The following is an 18,406-nucleotide window of genomic DNA, read 5'->3' on the forward strand; positions in this document are numbered from 1 at the left end:
GATCAGGGGAGGTGATCAGCGGGGAAGAGCTCAGGCCGGAAGGGGCTGACGCTGCGCCGCCCGCGTGAGTCCGCCGACCAGAAGGCACGCTTGCTGGACGGTCAGTCGGCCGGCAGCGTCGACAGGCGCCAGACGCACGGGGTCGCAGTCCGCGGGATGCGGGGATTCCCGGTCCGCCCACTGGAATCTGCGGCTCAGGTCCGGGCTGAGGTGCCCTTCCAGAATCCAGCTCTCCAGGACATGGTCGAACGCCGGGACCATCAGGTCCAAGCGGTCCGGCCACCGAGCCACTGCGTGCCGCGTCCGCCGGACCAACTCGCCCAGCGCCTCGCGGCTCGACTGATCGGTCTCGGGCAGCCACAGGAAGTACGGAGCCACGGGCGCCAGCACGAAGTAGACCGGCGACGTCCACGGCAACGCAGCGACCACCGCGTCGTACATCCAGCGGACCGCTTTGACCTGTTTGCCGAAGTACCCGCGCCGACGGGGCGGGGCACCGGCCATGGCCAGCGCACCCCAGTGGACATGGACCTCGGCCGCGCCGGTTTCCGACGGCCCCGGCGGTGACCGGTGCGCGCCCAGAAAGGCATGGCACAACGCCACCACCTCGACCGAGACGAGCGGCACCTCCTGTGGGGTGCACTTGAGAAGGTCCGCGAGCCCTCCTTGGCGCGTGGCCGCCTCGGCCGGGATCAGACTCGCGTCGACCAGTGCTTCCGCGTCGGGGTAGTACTGGTCGCCTGCCCGAAATCCCCTTCCGTTCCGGGTCACCGGGCGGCGCTCCAGGCGGCCGTCCTTGGACGCGACACGGTTGAAGACCGCCCCCAGCCGCCGGTCGTCCTCGGCGGCGTCGATGAGGCACAGCAGCAGCTCCCGGTAGCGACCACGGTGGTGGAGCAGCAGGTCGGAGTGGTACCGCAGGCCGTGCGCCGTGCCGTTGCGGTCCCGGTGCAGGGCGGCCAGCGGAAGGCGCCGTCCCTCGTACTCCACTGCGGTGAAGGGGACGAACAGAGGCGTGCTGCCGTCGTGCGGGACGAACCCGCCGTCGCTCCAGCGGAGCAGGTTCAGGGTTTCGCGCCGTCCGTCATGGAACAGCGCGCCGGGCTGGAAGAGGGTGTCCCCGGCGTCCAGCGCGGCGGTCTCGGTCTGGGTGAGGTCGTAGAGGAGCGGGTATCCCGCGTCGACGTCCCGGCAGACGACCGCGTTGTAGTCCAGTACGGTGCTGCGCCCGGCCCAGATGTCCCGCCAGTCCCCGATGTGGCCGGTGCGAGGCGGGCGCACACCCGCCGTGAGCAGGGTGCCGGGCACCTGGTCGAGGGGGACGGTCGAGTTCCCCAGGTGATTCCAGGCGAAGCCGGTCTCGCGCGCGTTGAGCGCGGCCCACTCCTCCTGGGCCCGCACGCTGTCCAGGCCGAGGTCGACCACGAGCCGGTAGCCACCCTCGGCCGTCATCGCCGCGCCTCCGCCAGGGCTGCTTCGGCGAGGATCGCCGCCACGTCATGGACCTCGCCCCGCAGGTACGGCACGAGCGGCGAGATGTCCGTACAGCCCACGAGGACCGCGTCCGTTCCCCGGGTCCAGTCCCGGTCCAGGGCGGCATCCAGGTCGCGTGCGAGCCAGGGAAGCGGGCGTCCGCCCTTCACCGCCTCCACCAGCGACTGGATCTCGTGCTGGGTCTGCGGATCGGGGTAGCACGGCTCCATCCCCGCCTCGCGCAACGCCGCATCGAGGATGCCCAGCGACCGGGCCGGCGTCGTCACGGCCAACGCCGGCCGGACGATGCCGGCGGACCGCAGCGCATGCGCTGTCGCGGTGAGGCCGTTGACCACCGGAACGGTCACTGCCGCGGCGATGTCCGTGAAGTAGGCATGGGTGGTGACGGAGGTCAGGACGAGCAGCTCGCAGTCGGCCGCCTCGAGTCGCCGGGCCATGGCCTGCAGTTGCGGGACAGGCGACGGGCCGCACCCCTGGAGATGGTCGAGGCGGCTGGGGACGGCCGGGTCGGACAGGAGAACGACATCCGGGTGCTCCTGGTCGCTGCCTGCCGGCGTGGCCGTCACCAGGCGCATGTAGAAGTTGGCGCCGGCCAGTGGTCCGAGGCCCGCGATGACACCGATACGTCTGCGGTACGTCCCTGCCGCGACCTGTGTGGCGCTCATGCTCCGATCAGCACCCGCTTGAAGTGGCGGCCGCGGTCGGTGAAGGCGTTCCGCGAGTGCATCATGCGCCAGTTGTCCCAGATCAGCAGTGCGTCCTGTGCCATCAGCACGGAGGAGTGCTCGCGATCGAAGAACTCCTTGCCGGCTTCGAGGTAGGGGATGAGCAGTCCGTCGGGCACGCACTCGACGTTGTTGTACGAGTAGCGCAGCACGTCCACGCCGGCGTAGGACTCCAGGACCGGATGGCTGTTGCTGAGGTGGACGCCCTGGCGGGCAAGACCCTCGCTGCAGTGCCATTCGTACTGGCGCTCGCGCAGCAACTCCCTGTCCCGCTCCGTCAAGCCACCCAGCATCTCGTAGCCGTCCGCCAGGGTTGTCTCCCCACCCGGTCCGGTGGACGGAGTAACGCACCACAGCGCCACGTACCGCGGCGGAAGGCCGGGCTGTTCATAGCCCTCGGTGTGCGGCATGAGGGCCCTGGTGTTGTTGGAGTGATAGACGTCGTCCATGTCGGGTTCCGGCTTCAGGTCCCATACCTTTTCGCCGCGGTACTGCGGCAGGAGGTCGCCGAACTGCTGCAGAAAGCCGACGTAGTCGAAGCCGCGGGGAACGGAACCCACATACGCCCAGCCGTACGTGGCCAGTCGGCCGGCCACCAGGTCTGTGCCGGCGCCGGCCGAGTCCTGTTCGGTCAGCTCGATCGGCTCCATGGCAATCAGCTGTGTCATTGCATGTTCCTTTCAGTTGAAAACCCACTTGGTGAACTGCGGGCAGAATTCCGAGCGGAAGATCAATGCTCTGGGCTTTCCCGGACTCTTCTCATTTCCAGGTGGCACGGACAAGTGATGCCGACTGCTACTCTCCCCAGTCCTCTTCGACCTCGGGCGCGCGGGCGGGCACCGTCGGCCTCAGGGCCACGGTCTCCAGTTGGCTCCGGCACCCGGCACAATCGATGATCTCGTCGAGCCGCGCCGTCTGGCTGACCCGCACCTCGTCCTCGCACTCGGGACAGGCCTGCACGGTGGGCACAGGACGCATTCCTTTCGATCGGTTGTTCCGGAGAACACCGCCGGAATGCCGTTTCGAAAGGACGGTACGACCGTGCCCACGTCGCGTGCGTCCGCGACGAAGGCATCCACGGAGACGCGCCGTGTTGCCCCTTCTCTCCCGCGCCTAAGCGTCTCGCTTACCGCCGCGGAGGTGCGAGAGGATCTCGCCTCGCCCCTGAGGCCCATGAGACGTGGCACCAACGTCATCCTGGGGACTCCGGGCCCCGCATCGCGGACGTCCCTGGGCGACTCCAGGAGCGATGCGTCTCGGCTATCGACGTCGAAGGCCGGACCCACCAGCTCCACGCCACCCGCGGCGAGGGAGGCGTGATCCACCGGCTCCGGATGCGGACGTGCCGGCAGGCGGGAGCCAGGACATCGGCCGGCTCCATATTCGGCGGATCGGCGGCTCTCCTGGCGCCGCTCGCGTCAGGCTCTGTACCAGTTGGCGACCTGGCCTTCTCTGCCGATGAGGCAGACACGGAGCCTCCGGCTGGATGGGCTGACGTCCGGACGAGGCCGGGATGGCCCACCAAGGCTCTGCCCCCGAAGCAATGGGGGTGGAGCCTTCTTCCGTCGGAACGTGAATGCGCTGGTCTCCGGAACGCGCCGTCCGGGTGGGGGCATTCGCGTCCGTCGTTCGGCGAGAACTCAACAACGACGAATCGCTGTACGCCGGCACCGGCGCACAACCACAAGCGACCGAAGGCATCCGCTCGCCTCGTGAGCATCCCCTCACCAGCCCAGACACGGCCTGAAAAGCGACAGTCGGGGGGCCAAACACGGTAACCACGCCAGGACCGTCCCGGACAGTGATGGACAGCGCCGAAGTCGAACTGGCAGGTCAATGCCTCCGGATCAAGGTCACGAGGGGCCCGGTCGCGTTCGGGACGAAGAGGCCGTGGGTTCAAATCCCGCCGCCCCGACAGCTGGACAGCAGTTCAGAGGGCCCTCACCGGATCGGTGAGGGCCCTCTGGCGTTGCTGCTGTCGCCAACTGCGTGACTGTCGATTCCTGAGTGCCTACGACCCGCGTCGGTCTGAGCCGAAGATGCCGTCCGTGGCCGCCGGCGCAGGGACCTCAGTGTGTGAAGGTGAAGTACTTCCAGGCGCCGTACGTCGTCGTGTTCACGCTGTCGCCCGAGCCGCTGACGTACGAGTCGCGGACCCGGAAGCGCCGGCCGGTGGGCGGGGTGCCTGTGAGCGTGACGACAGATCTGCCCGCGGAGTCGAGCTTGAAGTACTCCTTGCCCGTCGTCTGCCAGACACCGCCGGAATAGGCCTGGATCTGCAGCAGCTGCTTGCGGCCCTGGTACGGAGTCATCGTGGTCGTGACGACCGGGTCCTTGGACTGGTGGAAGTAGTAGTAGGTGTGGCTCCACGTGTACTGGGTCTTGTAGGAGCCGCCGAGCGCCGTGGACACCTTCACCCTGGCGCCGACCGTGCTGGTCGTCGTCTTCGGCGCGTAGCGCGCGTCGCCCGTGAACTTCGCCGTGAGCTCGGTCTTGCGCGTCAGGCTGAGGGTGACGGACAGGTTGCCGCTGGAATTGACCGTGCCGGACTTCACCAGCTTGTTGGGCTTGTCGGCGCCGTACGGGTTGGCCCAGATCTCGACCGTGCGGTTCTTGTACGTGGTGCCGAGGTGTGCGGTGAAGGTGACGGACTGCGCGTAGTCGTACGCCTTGCCGTTGTTGTTCAGCGTCAGCGTGGGCGTGGCGCGCGAGACGTCGACGGTGTCGGTGGCCGTCGCGGCGGTGTGCGTGGTGTCACCGGCGTACGTCACCGTGTACTTGACCGTGCCGCCGGCCGGCGGGATGTCCGTGAAGGAGTACGCGCCGCCCGTGCCGAGGGACTTGGTGCCGAGGGACTTGCCGTTCGGCGACTCCAGGTCGGTGCGGGTGACCTGGAGCGGGGTGCCCGCGGGCAGCGCCAGGTTCGCGGTCAGCTTGCCCTTCACCGTGAGGGAAGCGGCGCGGGTGGCCTTCGTCGGGGCGTCGACCGTCAGGGTGGAGGCGTACTTGCGGGGCTCGTCGACGGTCTGGAACTGCATGGTGTTGCTGTTCCCGGTCAGCACGTAAAGCTTCGAGCCGTCGGCCGACCAGTTGGTGGAGTGTCCGCCCCAGGGCATCCAGTCGCGCGACAGGTTGCGGACGCCGGCCGGGCGGGCTGGGTCGTTGCTGAAGACAAGGGTGTCGCCGACGTTGTCGGTGTCGAGGACGGTCGCCGCGACGGTGCCGTCCGGGGCGATGCTGACCGTCTCCGGTTCCGAGACGGTCGGGAACGTGCGCACCTCGGACAGGTCGGAGAGGCGGTACTCGGTGAGCGCCCGGTTCCCGGGGCCCGCGACGACGACGTTCTGGCCGTCCGGGGTGAGGGCCGCGTCGTTGTAGAAACCGCCCTTCTCGGCGGAGACGCGGATCGCCGGGGTGCCCGAGGAGATGTCGTAGACGATGATCGGCCCGGAACTGATCCCGGCGTCGAGGGCGAGCAGCGTGCCCGGGTTGTCGGGGTCGGCGTAGAGCGCCGGCGGGCTCGCGAAGTCGTGGCCGGCCGCCAGGTCGAGGGTCACCGTGGGCGTCTCGGCGGTCAGGTCGACCTCGCCGAGCCCGGACTCCCACTGGTCGCCGTAGCCGAACCACAGCCTGCCGTCGGCGTAGACGACTCCGGAGGGGGTCGTTCCGTCGCCCGTCGGGTACTCGGCGGTCTGCGTGAGCTGCCCGGTGTCGATGGCGACGATCTTGTCGGCGCCGTAGAGCGCGGCGTACAGCGTGCCGGAGTCCGGGCTCAGCTCCAGGCCGCGGACCTGGGACAGGCCGGCGAGGGTCTTGACGACCTTCCCGGTGAGGTCGGTGACGACGATCTGGTTGTTGTAGGCGTCGCTGATGAAGACCCGCTGGTGGACGCCGTCCACCACGGTGTCGTTCACTCCGAAGAGCGCTATGGACCGGCTGGAGTCGGCGGACGCCGGTACGGCGAGCACCACCGAGCCGAACAGGGCCGCCAGGGCTGCGGCGACGGGAAGAGTGCGCAGACGCACAGTGTCGAACCCCCGGAATGAAGGTGAGCGCGAGAGGGTGCCACCCATGCGTCCGGTCTGTGAAAACCCGTGTACCGCGTGTGGCAAGTGAGCGAAGAATAAATCATGCTGCGGGGAACCGCGGCACAGGGGGCCCCTTCGTCTCTTCCGGGCTCGGCGGCGGCCCTTGTTGCCGGGCCTCCTCGCTGGAACCACCCGTATCCGTACGGCAGTCTTCTCCTTCGTGGGGAATCTTCCGTCTCAGAGCGCGTCGAGCGACGCCGCCGAGCACATGGTGGTGGCCGGGGACGACGCCCTGGCCCAGCGGCTGGCCGCCGAGTTGCGTGGGGTGTACGGCGAGCGGGTGACCCTTGTGGTGCCGCCCGCGCAGGGCGGCGTGCGGCTGCCGGTCGTCGGGCGGGCGCGGGCCACCGCCCTGCTCGACCGGGTGTCCGCGGCGGTCAACCGGGCCTCCGGCAACGGCAACGGGGGAGGGGGAGGGGGCGGCCCCGGCGACGAGCCGCCCGGATCCGAGCGGCTCGTGGAGGTCGCCGAGCTCACCGAGGTCACGCTCACCCACGCGGGTGTCGATCGGGCCACCGCCCTCGCCCTCGTGTACGACGACGACGAGACCAACATCCGTGCCGCCCTCACCGCCCGGCGGCTCAACCCGCGGATCCGGCTGGTTCTGCGGCTCTACAACCGGCGTCTCGGACAGCACATAGAAGCCCTCCTCGACCAGGCCTCGGCCCTGGCCGCCGGAGGAGCCCCGGGGACGAACGCCCCGCCGGCGGACGGGAACACCGAGGTCTACGACACCTCCACCACCGTGCTGTCCGACGCCGACACGGCCGCGCCCGCTCTCTCCGCGACCGCCATGACCGGTACCAGCAAGGTCGTCCAGACCGACGGACTGATGCTGCGCGCGGTGGAGCGGCCGCCGCCCGGTCCGGGCGAGGTCGCCGATCCGGGGCTGTGCACACTGGCGTTGCTCTCCGCCACGACCAACGACCCAGCCGGCGCCGACGGTTCCGAGAGCAGTGGTGCGCAGGGACCTCAACTCCTGCCCGACGAAAGGGCGGTGGCCGCCGCCACCGGGCGCGGCACCGTCGTCCTGGAGAACGTGTCGTACTCCGGTCCCGAACTGAACCCCGGACGAGGGGTCGTCCCGTGGTTCGGCTCGCTGCTGTCCCGGAGGCTGCGCTGGTCGTTCGTGGGGCTCGTCTCGTGTGTGGTCGGGCTCGCCGTGGCCTCGATGCTGGTCACCGGGGAGCCCCCGCTCCAGGCGACCTATCTGACGCTGCTCGATCTCTTCGCCATCAACGATCCGGCCATCGGGCAGCCGCTCGGGCGCCAGATCCTCCAACTCTGCTCGGGAATGGTCGGGTTGCTGCTCCTGCCGGTGCTGCTCGCCGCCGTGCTCGAGGCGCTCGGCACCTTCCGCAGCGGGACCGCCCTGCGGAAGCCGCCACGCGGGCTGTCCGGGCATGTGGTGCTGCTCGGGGTCGGCAAGATCGGTACGCGGGTGCTGGCGCGGCTTCGTGAGCTGCGCATCCCCGTGGTGTGCGTGGAGGCCGATCCGGAGGCCCGGGGGCTCGCGCTGGCACGGAGTCTGCGCGTGCCCGTGGTGCTGGGGGACGTCACGCAGGAAGGGGTGCTGGAGGCCGCCAAGATCCACCGCGCGCACGCGCTGCTCGCGTTGACCAGCGCGGACACCATGAACCTGGAGGCCGTACTCTCCGCCCGCACCCTGAACCCGGACCTGCGCGTCGTCCTTCGGCTGTACGACGACGACTTCGCGACCGCGGTCTACCGCACCCTCCGGGCCGCGCATCCCGGCGCGCTCACCCGGAGCCGCAGCGTGTCCCATCTGGCTGCGCCCGCGTTCGCGGGGGCGATGCTGGGGAGACAGATCCTCGGGGCGATTCCCGTCGAGCGGCGGGTGCTGCTGTTCGCCGCGGTGGACGTGGGCGGGCATCCGCAGCTGGAGGGGCGCACGGTGGGTGAGGCGTTCCGGGCGGGGGCCTGGCGGGTGCTCGCGCTGGACACGGCGACTCCCGAGGAGCGCCGGGCGGACCAGGCGTCCGGCGCGCGCGGTCCCCGGCTGGTGTGGGACCTGCCCTCCACCTATGTCCTGCGGCCCGAGGACCGCGTGGTCCTCGCCGCGACGCGGCGGGGCCTGGCGGAACTGCTCGGCCGACGGCCCCTGCAGCGCGCAGGGGCGTAGACGGGAGCGCTCTGTCGGCCGTCGCGACCGCGGTACGCCGGGCACGCTGTCCGCCGGCGCCCCGACGCATCGGCACGTCGAGGCCGACGCGTCGGGGTCGTCGGCACGTTCTCGCCCGTACCGCGTCGGCCCGCCCCGGCCCGGGGCACGAACGACGCCAGGCCGGTCCCGGGCTGCAACCGGTGCGAGCCAGGTCCCAGAGCACGACCGGCGCAACCCCGGGACCGGGACAACCGGCACCACCCCGGTCCCGGGGCCCTCTGTCGGAGCCCCGGGACGCCCGGCGGCACGCCGGTGTCACCTGCCCAGGTGTCGTTCCGCGAAGTCGAGTTCCAGGCGGACCTGCTTGATGCGTTCGTCGACGACCAGGGAGCCGTGGCCCGCGTCGTAGCGGTAGACCTCGTGGACGGCTGCGCGGGCGGCGAGGCGGGTGACGTAGTTGTCGATCTGGCGGATGGGGCAGCGGGGGTCGTTGACACCGGCCGAGATGTACACGGGGACCTTGACCGCGTCGACGTAGGTCAGCGGGGAGGACGCCTCGAAGCGTTCGGGGACCTCCTCCGGGGTGCCGCCGAGGAGCGTGCGGTCCATGGCCTTCAGCGCCTCCATCTCGTCGTGGTACGCCGTGACGTAGTCGGCGACCGGGACGGCGGCGATGCCGAGGGCCCAGGCCTCGGGCTGGGTGCCGACGCCGAGGAGGGTGAGGTAGCCGCCCCAGGAACCGCCGGTGAGGATCAGCCGGTCGGGGTCGGCCAGGCCGGACGTGACCGCCCATTCGCGGACCGCCGCGATGTCCTCCAGCTCGATGAGGCCGACGCGGTGCTTGAGCGCGTCGGTCCACGCGCGGCCGTAGCCGGTGGAGCCGCGGTAGTTGACCCGGACCACGGCGTAGCCGTGGTCGACCCAGGCCGCCGGGCCCGCCGCGAACGAGTCGCTGTCGTGCCAGGTCGGACCGCCGTGGATATCGAAGACGGTGGGCAGCGGGCCGGTGGTGCCGGCCGGCTTCTGGATCAGGGCGTGGATGCGGCCGCCGGGGCCCTCGACCCAGACGTCCTCCACGGGGACGGATCCCGGGGACTTCTGGCCGGGCGGGTCCAGGACGATCTCGCCGGTCGTCGAACGGACGGCCGAGGGCTCGGCCGCCGACGACCACAGGTACTCCACCGTGCCGTCCGGGCGGGCCGTCGCCCCTGACACCGTGCCGGGCGGGGTCGGGACCCGGGTCAGCTCACCGGAGGCGAGGTCGTAGCGCCACAGGTCGCTGCGCGCCTCGAAGCTGTGCGCGATGAGAAGGGCGGAGCCGTCCGGATACCACTCCGCCGCCACGTCGCCGGGCAGGTCGAGGCCCAGGTCGGTCTGCTCGCCGGTGACCACGTCCCACACCAGGGGTTCCCAGCGGCCGCGCCTCTGGTGCCCGATGAGCAGCCTGCTGTCCCCGTCGACGGGGGCGAAGCCCAGCACCTCGAGGCCCAGCTCGACCGTGCCGCCCTCGGTGTCGTCGAGCTCGGCGACCGCCGAACCGTCCGGGCGCAGCACCCTGAGCGCCGAGTGCATCGCGTCGCCGTGCTCGGTGTGCTCGACGGCGATCAGCGAGCCGTCGTGCGAGAGGTCACCGACCCCGGCCGACTCGCGGTGCCGGTAGATCTCCACCGTGGCCTCACCGGCGCGGGCCACATGGATCGTCGATCCGTCGTCGTCCGTCGAGCGGCCCACGACGGCCGTACGCCCGTCGCGGGCGATGGCCAGGCCCGCCGGGTAGGAGGGGTCGAGGCCGGGAACCGCCGGCTCGTCGGCACCGCCCACGACCAGGGCGGCGTCGAACGGGCGGCGACGCCAGATGCCGAACTCGTCGCCGTCCTTGTCGTCGAACCACCAGATCCACTCGCCGTCGGGCGAGAGCACCCCGTCCGTCGTGCCGTTCGCCCGGTGGGTGACCTGGCGCTGCTCCCCCGTCGCGCGGTCCCATGCGTACAGCTCGTACGTCCCCGTCGCGTTCGAGACGAACAGGGAACGGTGCGGGGCGTCCTCCGCCCAGTCCGGCAGCGACACCCGCGGTGCCCGGAAGCGCTTCTCCCAGTCGGGCATGTCTGCCTGCTGCGGCTCGATGGACCTGGTGCTCTCAGTCATGGCCCCATAGTGCCTGGCCCGGCCCGCCTCGCGCCGGAGAGGCCCCCAGCCTGTGGACAACCTCGCGGCCCCCGCGTACTCAACAAGCCGCCGAACGGCGCAGGAAGCCGCCCCGGCGCTCCGGGAACGAAGTCGAGGCCGGTCGTTCCGCAGGGCCGTGTGCGCAGGTCAGGGCCGTTGTCAGTGGCGGGGTGCAGACTTTTTCGCATGACCGATCTACGCAAGGCCGCCGAGAGCTACTGGGCCGCCGCGGACGCCCGGGACTGGGAAGCGTTCGCGGAACTGCTCGCCGAGGACGTCGTCTACACCCTGCCGCAGACACGGGAGCGCATCAGCGGCCGGGAGCGGTACGTCGAGTTCAACCGCGAGTATCCGGGCGACTGGCACGTCCAGATCGAGCGCGTCATAGCCGAAGCCGGTCAGGCCGTCACCTGGACCCACGTCACGGTGGGCCTGGAGAAGATGCACGCGATCACGTTCTTCACGGCGGACGCGTCGGGCCGTATCTCCACGGTGACCGATTTCTGGCCCGAGCCGTACGAGCCTCCGGCGGGCCGGGACCATCTTGCCGAGCGGTACTGAGCGGGCCCCAGGGACGAGTCCGGCTCAAGGGCCCCGTACCGTGGACGGCGTGTACCGGTTCCTGCTGACGCCCCGCTGGTGGGGGATCAACGTCTTCGTGCTGTTGGCCATCCCCTTCTGTGTCTTCATGGGGTCGTGGCAGTTGGGGCGGTTCGAGGACCGGGTGCAGGACCACCGGACGGCGGACGCGGCGGCCTCGGCGGCCAAGACGGACCCGGCCCGGCCGCTGGCCTCGATGCTGCCCGTGACCATGCAGACGTCCGGCAGGCAGACCACCGCGAAGGGCCGGTACGACAAGCAGCTGCTGGTGCCGGGCCGGGAACTGGACGGCAGGAGCGGGTACTACGTACTGACGATGCTGCGGGTCGACGGCGGCAAGGCACTGCCCGTCGTCCGGGGCTGGCTGCCCGGTACGGCGGACGCGGCGAAGGCCCCGGCCGCGCCGACCGGTGAGGTCACGGTCACGGGCGCCCTCCAGGCGTCCGAGAGTCCCGGTTCGAACGGTGTCAGCGCGGTCGGCGGGCTTCCCCCGGGGCAGACGGCCGCGATCAGCGCCTCGTCGCTGGTCAACCTCGTGCCGTACACCCCGTACGACGCGTGGATCACGCTCGACAAGGCCGACGCCGGAATGAAGGCGGTGCCTCCGTCCGCGCCGGCGAACACCGGCCTCGATCTCAAGGCGTTCCAGAACCTCGGCTACACCGGCGAGTGGTTCGTCTTCGCGGGCTTCGTCGTCTTCATGTGGTTCCGCCTGCTGCGCCGCGAGGTGGAGTTCGTCCGCGACGCCGAACTGGGACTGCTCCCGGATACCCAGGAGGCCTCGGGCACCCCCGAAACCCCGGCCACCCCGGCGGACGGGGCCGAGGAGGCCGGCGTCACCGCGGTCAAGCCGTCGACGAGGGCCTGACCGGGCGGCGTCGCACAAGCGCCGCCGCCCGATGCCGTGCTGGTCACCGGTCCGTCAGGACGAGGCCAGGATCCCCGTGTGGTACACCGTGCCCGCACAGGCGTTGGACACGGTGACCGATGCCGTCGCGCCACCCGTCGCCGCCGTGCTGGAGACGACGACGCTGCCGTCCAGCGTGCCGTCCTCGACGAGAAGCTGGGGCGAGGTGCCGGCCACCGCGGAGTCGGAGGTCGTGCCGCCGGTTTCGCCGGTGCCCTGCGTCGGGGTCGGGTCCGGTGTGGGCTCCGCCGCGGTGGGGCACGTCGACGAGGGCACCCAGGCGAACTTCACCACGTACGAGGTGCCCGGCTGGAGCACCAGGGAGGTGACCTCCGTGGAGGGGTCGGGCAGCCCGGCGGCCGCGTCGCCCCCCACGTGCGTCGCCACTCCGACGTTGGCGCCGTCCGCCGCGCCCTGGGCGAGCGTGTCGACCTTGCCGGCGCCCGTGACCGTGCAGGCGGAGGTGGAGACGTTCGAGACGGTGAAGGAGCCGTAGACCGCGCCGGCGGCGTCCGGTGCCGCGGCCGTGCCGAAAGCCCCGCCGAGCTGGTCCGCGGTGCAGGTGAGGGCGGCCGGGGCGGAGGCCGAGGGGTCGGTGCCGCCCGTGCCCGCGCCGCCCGTGTTCTTGTCCTTGTCGCCCGGTGACTCGGTCTTGCCGCTGTCGCCGTCGCCCGCGGACGTGCCGGCCGAGCCGCCCGTGTCCTTTCCGGAGCTGCCGCCCGAGCCCTTGCCCTGGCTCACGCCGCCCTGGGCCTGTGAGCTGTTGGCCGCGATGGACGGGTCGGGGTTCGACCCCGAGGAGTTGGAGACGTGGACGAACGCCGGGATCGCCGTGCCCATGAAGAGCGCCGCCGCCGCCATGCCGACCACGGCCTGCCGCTTGCGGGCGCGCCGCGCCGGTACCGCCCGGCGCAGATGGTCCAGGGTGCCGTCGGTGGGTTCGATCTCCTGAACGGCCTGGTGCAACAGCCGGCGCAGTGCCAGCTCGTCGCTCCCGAGCCCTTCGGGTCCCAGTCCGTCCACGTCCGGTGTTCCGGGCTGTTCGTCGGGGCCGTGGTTCACATTTCCGTTCCCAGCGTGCGATTGCTTGTGCTCGTGGTCCGGGCGCCCCTCGTCCTCGGGGTGCCGCCGGTCGTCGTGCTCGCTCATGCCGAAGCCCCCATGGCGACGCGGAGCGCGGCGATGCCCCGCGAGCCGTACGCCTTCACCGAACCCAGGGAGACACCGAGCGTCTCGGCGACCTGGGCCTCGGTCATGTCCGCGAAGTAGCGCAGCACCAGGACCTCGCGCTGGCGCCGCTGGAGTCCCTTCATCGCCTTGATCAGGGCGTCGCGCTCCAACTGGTCGTACGCGCCTTCCTCGGCGCTCGCCATGTCGGGCATCGGCTTCGAGAGGAGCTTGAGGCCGAGGATGCGCCGGCGCAGGGCCGAACGCGACAGGTTGACGACGGTCTGACGCAGATAGGCGAGCGTCTTCTCGGGGTCCCGGACGCGTTTGCGCGCCGAGTGCACCCGGATGAAGGCCTCCTGGACGACGTCCTCGCAGGAGGCCGTGTCGTCGAGGAGGAGTGCCGCGAGACCGAGGAGGGACCGGTAGTGCGCCCGGTAGGTCTCGGTCAGATGGTCGACGGTCGTGCCCGCCGCCAGGCTGTCCTCGGCGCCGTCACGCTGACTCGGGATGCGGGCGGGCCGCGCTGAGGGCATGGGCGCGATCACCGGCATGCCGCCGGGCGCGCCGGGGCTGCGGAGTCGGCGGGGTGGACGCAGGGCCATGCCCCTTGTCTGGACCGCGGTGAATTCGAGTACCTCTGCCACGCCAGTTGGACACACGTCCCCCCAGGAGGGTTGTACGCGAATGTCATCACATTCGTTTCGTGTGCCACATCCGCCGGAGTCACGCCCTTCGGAACGCCGCCCGGGCCCCCCGCCGTCACACGGACCCGCGCGCGCGACAGTGCACCAGATGCCCTCATGCGTAACAGCTCTTCCCCTGTGCCCAATGCTCTGCCGCCCCCCGGACGCCCCTGAATGGCGACGGCGAAGACGCTCACGGCCCCGCGCGCGGTTGCGGCGGGGCGGTAGCAAAATCTTCGAACGCCGATACGGGTCCGTTCAAGTGGTCAGGACCATTAAGTTGATCACTGAACCGACAGGAATCTTACAAACCCGCCCGCCGCGGGGCACCGGGTTTACGGCCGGAAGGCTCCGGGAGCGCAGAACCTGCGGAGCCTACGCCCCGGCGGAGAACCGGATCCAGGGGGTCCGGGTGATCCATCGGGTCCTGATGAGACATCGGGTCCTGGCGATCCACCGGGTCCTGACGGTCTACGAGGCCCTGCTGATCTCCGCCGCCACCAGCTCGGCGATCTGAGCGGTGTTCAGGGCGGCGCCCTTGCGCAGGTTGTCCCCGCACACGAACAGTTCGAGGGCCGTCGGGTCGTCCAGTGCCCGGCGGACCCGGCCCACCCAGGTCGGGTCGGTGCCCACCACGTCGGCGGGCGTGGGGAACTCGCCGGCGGCCGGGTTGTCGAAGAGCACGACGCCGGGCGCGGTGTCCAGGATCTCCCGGGCCTTGTCGACGGTCACCTCGTCCTGGAAGCGGGCGTGCACCGTCAGGGAGTGCGTGGTGACGACGGGAACGCGGACGCAGGTCACGGCGACCTTCAGCCGGGGCAGCCCGAGGATCTTGCGGGTCTCGTCGCGTACCTTCATCTCCTCCGAGGACCAGCCGTCCTCGGCGAGCGACCCGGCCCACGGCACCACGTTCAGGGCGACCGGCTCCGGGAACGGGCCCGTGTCGTCGCCCACGGCCCGGCGTACGTCACCGGGGCTGTTCCCCAGTGCCGTGCCCGCGACGAGGGACATCTGCCGGCGCAGCGTGTCGACGCCCGCGCGGCCCGCGCCGCTGACCGCCTGGTACGAGGAGACGACGAGTTCACGCAGTCCGAACTCGGCGTGCAGGGCACCCAGCGCCACGATCATGGACAGGGTCGTGCAGTTCGGGTTGGAGACGATCCCGCGCGGGCGCACACGCGCGGCGTGCGGGTTCACCTCGGGGACGACCAGGGGCACTTCCGGGTCCATCCGGAAGGCGCCGGAGTTGTCGACGACGACCGCGCCCTTGGCGGCGGCGATCGGCGCCCACTGGGCGGCCACCTCGTCCGGGACGTCGAACATGGCGATGTCGACCCCGTCGAAGGCGTCCTCCGACAGGGCCGTCACCTCGACCTCCACACCGCGCACGGCCAGCTTGCGGCCCGCCGAGCGCGGCGAGGCGATCAGTCGGATCTCACCCCAGATGTCCGCGTGCTGGGACAGGATCTGGAGCATGACCGTGCCGACGGCTCCGGTCGCTCCCACGACCGCGAGCGTCGGTCGTCGGGTCATCGCCCGGTGCCTCCGTAGACGACGGCCTCGTCGCTGTCGGAGTCGAGCCCGAAGGCGCTGTGCACGGCGCGTACAGCCTCGTTGACGTCGTCGGCGCGGGTGACCACGGAGATACGGATCTCGGAGGTCGAGATCAGCTCGATGTTGACCCCGGCGTCGGTGAGCGCCTCGAAGAAGCCGGCCGTGACACCCGGGTTCGTCTTCATGCCGGCGCCGACGAGCGAGATCTTGCCGATCTGGTCGTCGTAGCGCAGCGACTCGAAGCCGATCACGCTCTTCGCCTTCTCCAGGGCGTCGATGGCCTTGCGGCCCTCGGTCTTGGGGAGGGTGAAGGAGATGTCCGTCAGGCCCGTGGTCGCCGCCGACACGTTCTGCACGATCATGTCGATGTTGATCTCGGCGTTGGCGATGGCGCGGAAGATCGCGGCGGCCTCGCCCGGCTTGTCCGGGACGCCGACGACCGTGACCTTGGCCTCGGAGGTGTCGTGAGCGACACCGGAAATGATGGCCTGCTCCACCTTCTGGTCCCCTTGCTGCTGTGTCTTTCGAACGAGTGGTGCGCTGCTGACCCAGGTGCCCTGAAGTCCGCTGAAGGACGAGCGCACGTGGATCGGGATGTCGTAGCGGCGGGCGTATTCCACACAGCGGTGGAGCAGCACCTTCGAGCCGGAGGCGGCGAGCTCCAGCATGTCCTCGAAGGCGATCCAGTCGATCTTCTTCGCCTTCTTCACCACGCGCGGGTCGGCGGTGAACACGCCGTCCACGTCGGTGTAGATCTCGCACACCTCGGCGTCGAGCGCCGCGGCCAGCGCGACGGCCGTGGTGTCGGACCCGCCGCGGCCCAGCGTGGTGATGTCCTTCTTGTCCTGCGAGACGCCCTGGAAGCCGGCGACGATGGCGATGTTGCCCTCGTCGAGCGCCGTACGGATACGGCCCGGGGTGACGTCGATGATCCGGGCTTTGTTGTGGACCGAGTCGGTGATGACGCCTGCCTGGCTGCCGGTGAAGCTCTGGGCGCTGTGGCCCAGGTTTTTGATCGCCATCGCCAGCAGGGCCATGGAGATCCGCTCTCCGGCGGTCAGCAGCATGTCGAACTCCCGGCCGCTGGGCATCGGAGACACCTGCTCGGCGAGATCGATCAGCTCGTCCGTCGTGTCGCCCATCGCGGAAACGACCACGACCACCTGGTGGCCGTTCTTCTTCGCTTCCACGATCCGCTTGGCGACGCGCTTGATGCCCTCGGCATCGGCTACGGAGGAACCTCCGTACTTCTGCACGACAAGGCCCACGTGCGCTCCTCGCTCAGTCCGTCTCTGCACCGCAATACTGCGGTCGGCTCAGTCTAACGAGCGGCCGGATTTCCCTTCCGGGGTATCGCATCGTGAGATGTCCCGCTCACGACGTGATCACTCCGGGCTGTCAGGTCGGTAAGGGAGATCCGGCCGCTCCGAGACGGCACCTGCCCGTGCCGGAGCCCCGCCACTCCGAACGTGCCCCAGGTCACACCACGGACGGGCGGGACGCGGCCGTCGGCACGGCGGGCTCTCTCCCGCGCCCGTCGGCACGGCGGGGCCCCGCCGGAGCGCGGTCGGTCACTTGACCGTGCGCAGGCCCAGCGGCCCCGCGATCTCCTCCGCCATCACCTTGCCGGCCTCTTCCGCGAGCGCTTCCTCGCCGATCTCCTGGTCGGTGTCGAGGCCGTCGAGCTCCTCCAGAGGCTGGTTCAGCCGGACGTGGGCCACCACGGACTGCAGGGCGCGCAGCGTCGCGGAGGCGGTGGAGCCCCAGTTCGAGAAGTAGGAGAACTGCCACCACCACAGGGCCTCCGTGGTGCGGCCCGCGCGGTAGTGGGCCATGCCGTGGCGCAGGTCGGTCATGACATCGGCGAGGTCGTCGGAGATACGGGCCGGGACCGGGGCCTTGCGGGGCTCGTAGGGGTCGAAGACCTCGGAGTAGACGTCGATCGGCTCCAGCATCACCGCGAGACGCTCGCGGAGATCGTCCACGTCCGCCTCGGGGCCGAGGTCCGGCTCGTAGCGCTCGTCGGGAACGATGTCCTCGTGCGCCCCGAGACGGCCGCCGGCCAGGAGGAGCTGGGAGACCTCCAGCAGGAGGAAGGGCACGGCCGAGTCCGGCTCGTCGCCCTTGGCCACCTCGTTGACAGCGACCAGGAAGCTCTCCACCTGGTCCGCGATCTGAACGACGAAGTCGTCGGGGTCCGGGCTGGTCGCGTGCAGCGTGGCGTCAGACATCTAGAAGTCGTCTCCCCTCGAAGGCGCGGCCGAGCGTGACCTCGTCCGCGTATTCCAGGTCGCCGCCCACCGGGAGGCCGCTGGCCAGGCGGGTGACCTTGAGGCCCATGGGCTTGATCATGCGGGCGAGATACGTGGCCGTGGCCTCGCCCTCCAGGTTCGGGTCCGTGGCCAGGATGAGCTCGGTGACCGCTCCGTCGGCGAGACGGGTCAGGAGTTCCCTTATCCGCAGGTCGTCCGGGCCGACGCCCTCGATCGGGCTGATCGCGCCGCCGAGCACGTGGTACTTGCCCCGGAACTCACGGGTGCGCTCGACCGCGATGACGTCCTTGGGCTCCTCCACCACGCAGATCACCGAGAGGTCGCGGCGCGGGTCGCGGCAGATGTTGCACAGCTCCTCCTGCGCCACGTTGCCGCAGGTCGCGCAGAAGCGGACCTTCGCCTTGACCTCCATCAGGCACTGCGCGAGCCGACGGACGTCCGTCGGCTCCGCCTGCAGGATGTGGAAGGCGATCCGCTGCGCGCTCTTGGGACCGACGCCGGGGAGCCGCCCCAGTTCGTCGATGAGGTCCTGAACAACGCCTTCGTACAACGGACTGCCTTTCCGAGTGCTCCGGTACCGCCTGGTCCCGTCCCGCTGTTCTTCCTACTGTTTCTTCCTGG

General features: G+C 70.5%; 15 protein-coding genes. 3 read left to right on the forward strand and 12 right to left on the reverse strand.

The window, feature by feature from the left end; genetic code table 11:
- Positions 1-30: 30 nt before the first annotated feature.
- From OG780_RS19960 to OG780_RS19980, 5 genes are all read right to left on the reverse strand, one after another.
- Positions 31-1,452, reverse strand: coding sequence for a DUF6025 family protein (locus OG780_RS19960; RefSeq protein WP_328450066.1), 1,422 nt, complete (start codon positions 1,450-1,452; stop codon positions 31-33).
- Positions 1,449-2,159, reverse strand: coding sequence for an aspartate/glutamate racemase family protein (locus tag OG780_RS19965; protein ID WP_328450068.1), 711 nt, complete (start codon positions 2,157-2,159; stop codon positions 1,449-1,451). Before OG780_RS19965 ends, OG780_RS19960 begins: the two co-directional genes overlap by 4 nt.
- Positions 2,156-2,887, reverse strand: a complete 732-nt coding sequence (locus OG780_RS19970; RefSeq protein WP_328450070.1) for a TauD/TfdA family dioxygenase — start codon at positions 2,885-2,887, stop codon at positions 2,156-2,158. Before OG780_RS19970 ends, OG780_RS19965 begins: the two co-directional genes overlap by 4 nt.
- Positions 2,888-3,014: 127 nt before the next feature.
- Positions 3,015-3,197, reverse strand: a complete 183-nt coding sequence (locus OG780_RS19975; RefSeq protein ID WP_443062180.1) for a lysine biosynthesis protein LysW — start codon at positions 3,195-3,197, stop codon at positions 3,015-3,017.
- Positions 3,198-4,288: 1,091 nt separating this feature from the next.
- Positions 4,289-6,244, reverse strand: a complete 1,956-nt coding sequence (locus OG780_RS19980; RefSeq protein ID WP_328450074.1) for an Ig-like domain repeat protein — start codon at positions 6,242-6,244, stop codon at positions 4,289-4,291.
- Between the two features lie 271 nt (positions 6,245-6,515).
- On the opposite strand from OG780_RS19980, the gene OG780_RS19985 reads away from it, so the two are divergent.
- Entirely contained in the window at positions 6,516-8,450 is a 1,935-nt protein-coding gene (locus OG780_RS19985; protein ID WP_328458250.1) for a potassium channel family protein, read from the forward strand.
- Positions 8,451-8,747: 297 nt separating this feature from the next.
- Here OG780_RS19985 and OG780_RS19990 read toward each other — a convergent pair whose 3' ends face one another.
- Positions 8,748-10,577, reverse strand: a complete 1,830-nt coding sequence (locus OG780_RS19990; RefSeq protein WP_328450076.1) for a S9 family peptidase — start codon at positions 10,575-10,577, stop codon at positions 8,748-8,750.
- A gap of 207 nt (positions 10,578-10,784) precedes the next feature.
- On the opposite strand from OG780_RS19990, the gene OG780_RS19995 reads away from it, so the two are divergent.
- Positions 10,785-11,159 carry a nuclear transport factor 2 family protein gene (locus OG780_RS19995; RefSeq protein ID WP_328450078.1) on the forward strand — a complete coding sequence of 125 codons (375 nt, stop codon included), beginning with the start codon at positions 10,785-10,787 and terminating at the stop codon, positions 11,157-11,159.
- A 49-nt stretch (positions 11,160-11,208) separates the two neighbouring features.
- Positions 11,209-12,066, forward strand: a complete 858-nt coding sequence (locus OG780_RS20000) for an SURF1 family protein (RefSeq protein ID WP_328450081.1) — start codon at positions 11,209-11,211, stop codon at positions 12,064-12,066.
- A gap of 54 nt (positions 12,067-12,120) precedes the next feature.
- Here the strand turns inward: OG780_RS20000 and OG780_RS20005 are convergent, their stop codons facing one another.
- The 6 genes from OG780_RS20005 to recR form a co-directional block, all read right to left on the reverse strand.
- Entirely contained in the window at positions 12,121-13,254 is a 1,134-nt protein-coding gene (locus OG780_RS20005) for a hypothetical protein (RefSeq protein WP_328450083.1), read from the reverse strand.
- Positions 13,251-13,877, reverse strand: coding sequence for a SigE family RNA polymerase sigma factor (locus OG780_RS20010; RefSeq protein ID WP_326786515.1), 627 nt, complete (start codon positions 13,875-13,877; stop codon positions 13,251-13,253). Before OG780_RS20010 ends, OG780_RS20005 begins: the two co-directional genes overlap by 4 nt.
- A gap of 552 nt (positions 13,878-14,429) precedes the next feature.
- Complete coding sequence (locus OG780_RS20015) at positions 14,430-15,491, reverse strand: aspartate-semialdehyde dehydrogenase (RefSeq protein ID WP_328450085.1); 1,062 nt, start codon at positions 15,489-15,491, stop codon at positions 14,430-14,432.
- A complete protein-coding gene (locus OG780_RS20020; protein ID WP_328450089.1) occupies positions 15,488-16,780 on the reverse strand; it encodes an aspartate kinase in 1,293 nt (430 codons plus the stop codon). The genes OG780_RS20015 and OG780_RS20020 overlap by 4 nt, the downstream gene beginning before the upstream one ends.
- Before the next feature lie 303 nt (positions 16,781-17,083).
- Positions 17,084-17,743, reverse strand: coding sequence for a DUF5063 domain-containing protein (locus tag OG780_RS20025; protein ID WP_328450091.1), 660 nt, complete (start codon positions 17,741-17,743; stop codon positions 17,084-17,086).
- The gene (recR, locus tag OG780_RS20030; protein WP_328450093.1) at positions 17,736-18,335 is read right to left on the reverse strand and encodes a recombination mediator RecR; all 600 of its coding nucleotides are present in this window, start codon (positions 18,333-18,335) and stop codon (positions 17,736-17,738) included. Before recR ends, OG780_RS20025 begins: the two co-directional genes overlap by 8 nt.
- Positions 18,336-18,406 lie beyond the last annotated feature (71 nt).

Source organism: Streptomyces sp. NBC_00386, assembly GCF_036063235.1.
Classification (GTDB): domain Bacteria; phylum Actinomycetota; class Actinomycetes; order Streptomycetales; family Streptomycetaceae; genus Streptomyces.